Raw genomic sequence first — 3,266 nt, 5'->3', positions numbered from 1 at the left:
CCGAACCCAGTCGTTCGTGGCTCTCGCGCGTCCTGCGGGAGCCGCTGGTTCATTTCATCGTGCTGGGCGCCGTCCTCTTCGGCGTCATCGCGTTCGCGAACCACCTGAAGCGGCCGGTCGTGCGCATCGACGCGCAGGAGATCGAGCAGCTCGCGGGCTACTGGGAGCTGCAGAGCCAGCGGCCGCCGACCCGCGCCGAGCTGTCCGCCCTGATCAACGAGCGCGTCGACGAGGAACTCCTGGCCCGCGAGGCGATCCGGCTGGGCCTCGACAAGGACGACATGATCGTCCGCCGCCGGCTCGCGCAGAAGATGGCCTTCGCCAGCGAGGACATCGCAGACATCCCCGAGCCGGACGACAAGACGCTGCAGGACTACTACGACGCCAATCGCGACCGCTACGCCGTGCCTGGCCGCGTGGCGCTGCGGCACATCTACTTCAGCCGCGACCGCACCGGCGAAACGCCCCAGGCGGCCGCCGCCGCGGCCCTGGCGACGCTCAAGGCCGGCGGGTCCGCCACGAGCGACCCCTCGCTCCTGCCCCTCACCTACGCCGACATCGCCGAGGCGGACCTGACGCGCGACTATGGTCCGGACTTCACGGCGGCGGTGCACAAGGCGAAGGTCGGCGAGTGGACCGGTCCGGCGCCCTCGGCCTATGGCCTGCACCTGATCCGCGTGGAGCGCCGGCTGCCGCCCGTGACCCCACCCCTCGCCGAGGTCCGCGACGACGTCCGCGCCGCCTGGCTGGCGGACCGGCGCGAGGAGGAGAACCGGAAGTTCCGCGCCAGCCTGCGCAAGCGCTACAAGGTCGAGATCGCGGGCCTGCCCCAGTCATGAGGGCTCTGATCGCGATCTGGGTCGTCCTGGCGGCGCTGCTGGCCGGCCTTGCGCCGGCCCAAGCCCACGAGGTTCGCCCGGCGCTGGTGCAGATCCGCGAGACCGGACCGACCGCCTACGAAGTCGTCTGGAAGCGTCCCGTCGTGGGCGACATGGCGCTGCGGCTGGTCCCCCACCTCTCGGGGGGCGCGCTGGAGAAGCCGCCGGCGGCCGAGCAGGCGGCGCCCGGCTATGTCACCCGCGTCTGGCGCGTGAACGGGGGGCCGCCCCTGGAAGGCCAGACGCTGGAGGTCGAGGGCCTCTCCCAGAGCGTCACCGATGTGATCGTGCGGATCACCGCCCGGGACGGCCGCACGTTCGACCACGTCCTGAAGCCGGCCCAGCCGCGCATGAAGCTGGCGATGGCGCCCGCCGCCGGCGTCGCCGTCCCGGCCTACCTCGTGCTCGGCGTGGAGCACATCCTCATCGGCATCGACCATCTGCTGTTCGTGCTCGGCCTGCTGCTGCTGATCGGCCCGAACTGGAAACTGGTGAAGGCGGTGACCGGGTTCACCGTGGCGCACAGCCTCACGCTGGCGCTGGCCGCGCTGGGCTACATCAGCTTCCCCTCGGCGGCCATCGAGGCGCTGGTGGCGCTCAGCATTCTCTTCGTCGCGGTCGAGCTGATGCCCGGACGGCGCGCCGCCGACGGCCTGGCGCAGCGGCGTCCATGGCTGATCGCCTTCGTCTTCGGCCTCCTGCACGGCATGGCCTTCGCCGGGGTGCTGGCCGACATCGGGCTGCCCCCGGACGCGGCGCCGCAGGCTCTGCTGCTGTTCAACGTCGGCGTCGAGATCGGCCAGCTCGTCTTCATCGGCGCCGTCCTGCTGCTGATGGCGGCAGGCCGCTGGGTCGTCAGCGCGCGCCGCTGGACCGTGCCCCGCTGGGCCCCCGTCGCGCCGGCCTATCTGATCGGTTCGCTGGCCGCGTACTGGCTGATCGAGCGGACCGTGGCGGCGATCTGACGCTATTCGGGTCCGCCGCCGTAGAGCAGGCTGCGGGGATCGACGGGCCGGCCTTCGACGTACGCCGCGATCATGCCCTTCACCTCGCCGGCCGCGGAGCGCTCGGTCCGATTGAGGGAGCCCCACGCCGGCGGCGGCATTTGGGATGACCACCGCGTCCAGTCGGCCTGGAGACGGGAGAGGATGTCCGGCCGCGCCGCGGCGAGGTCCTGCCGCTCGCCCATGTCCCGCGAGAGGTCGAACAGCCACCAGCGGTCCTCGGCCCGCACCGCCTTCCAGCGGCCCGAGCGGATGGCGCCCTGCGGCCCCAGCCGCCAGTAGAGCGCCCGCTCGGGCGGCCGGGCGCGGCCCGCCAGCGCGGGACCGAGGTCGGCTCCGTCCAGGTCGGGCGTACGCGGGGCGCCGGCCGCCGCCAGCAGGGTGGCGGTCAGGTCGACGCCGGTCCCCACCGCCGGCGAAACCCGCCCCGCGGGCAGCCGCCCCGGCCAGCGGAAGATCGTGGGCACGCGCACGCCGCCCTCGAGAACCGTCGCCTTGACCCCGTTCAGGGGGCCGTTCGAGCTGGTGGTCTGCCAGGTGGGCCCGCCGTTGTCGCTGGTGAAGACGATCAGCGTATCGCGCGCCAGGCCGGCGTCGTCGACGGCGCCGACCACACGGCCGACCGCCTCGTCCATCGCCGCCAGCATGGCCAGGTACGCCCGGCGCCTGGGGTCCTTCACGGCCGCGAACCGGCCCAGGTAGGCGGCCGTGGACTGCAGGGGCGCGTGCACGGCGTTGAACGCCAGGTACAGGAAGAACGGCCGGGTGCGGTTCGCCTCGATGAAGGCCACGGACTCGTCGGCGAAGGCCTCGGTCGTGTGCCCGGGCATGGGCGTGGCCGCCGACCCGCGGACCATGTCCTTGGCGCCCGAGGGCGCGTCGGGCGTATAGGCCATCGCACCGCCCAGGAAGCCGTAGAACCGGTCGAAACCGCGGGCGGTGGGCAGGTTCTCGGGCGTGAACCCGATGTGCCACTTGCCCACGGCCGCCGTCGCATAGCCCAGCGCCTTCAGCCGCTCGGGCAGCGTCCCGCCATGATCCCGCGGCAGGCCGACCGCCGGCGACGTCGATTGGGCGACGCCGGGATTGTTCTCGAAGCCGAAGCGATGCTGGTAGCGACCGGAGAGCAGCGCCGCGCGGGCGGGCGCGCAGCTGGGATGGTTCGAGTAGAAGTCGGTCATCCGGACGCCCTGCGACGCCAGACGGTCGATGTGCGGCGTCGCGACGTCCCGGCCGCCCTGCACGCCCAGGTCGCCGTATCCCAGGTCGTCGGCGACGATGAGGACGATGTTGGGCCGCCGGGCGGCGGCGCCCGCCGCGCCGGGCGCCAGCGCCGCCGAGCCGAGCAGCGCGAGCAGTCGGCGGCGGGGAAGCGGTGCGGTCC

At 73.2% G+C, this 3,266-nt stretch carries 3 protein-coding genes; 2 read left to right on the top strand and 1 reads right to left on the bottom strand.

The genetic code is table 11. From position 1 onward, the window contains the following. Both AC2D8W_RS22700 and AC2D8W_RS22695 read left to right on the top strand, forming a co-directional pair. A partial coding sequence (locus AC2D8W_RS22700; RefSeq protein ID WP_484673431.1) for a peptidyl-prolyl cis-trans isomerase occupies positions 1 to 839 on the top strand: 839 nt, incomplete at its 5' end. Continuing rightward, entirely contained in the window at positions 836 to 1,843 is a 1,008-nt protein-coding gene (locus tag AC2D8W_RS22695) for a HupE/UreJ family protein (protein ID WP_484673430.1), read from the top strand. The genes AC2D8W_RS22700 and AC2D8W_RS22695, both read left to right, overlap by 4 nt. A 2-nt stretch (positions 1,844 to 1,845) precedes the next feature. On the opposite strand, the gene AC2D8W_RS22690 is transcribed toward AC2D8W_RS22695, so the two are convergent. Continuing rightward, positions 1,846 to 3,266, bottom strand: a 1,421-nt coding sequence (locus AC2D8W_RS22690; RefSeq protein ID WP_484673429.1) for a sulfatase-like hydrolase/transferase, incomplete at its 5' end; no start/stop codon positions are given.

Source organism: Phenylobacterium sp. T106 (genome assembly GCF_057219735.1).
Note: the sequence above shows the minus strand (reverse complement) of the source record. Positions and strands in the feature narration are given on the sequence as shown.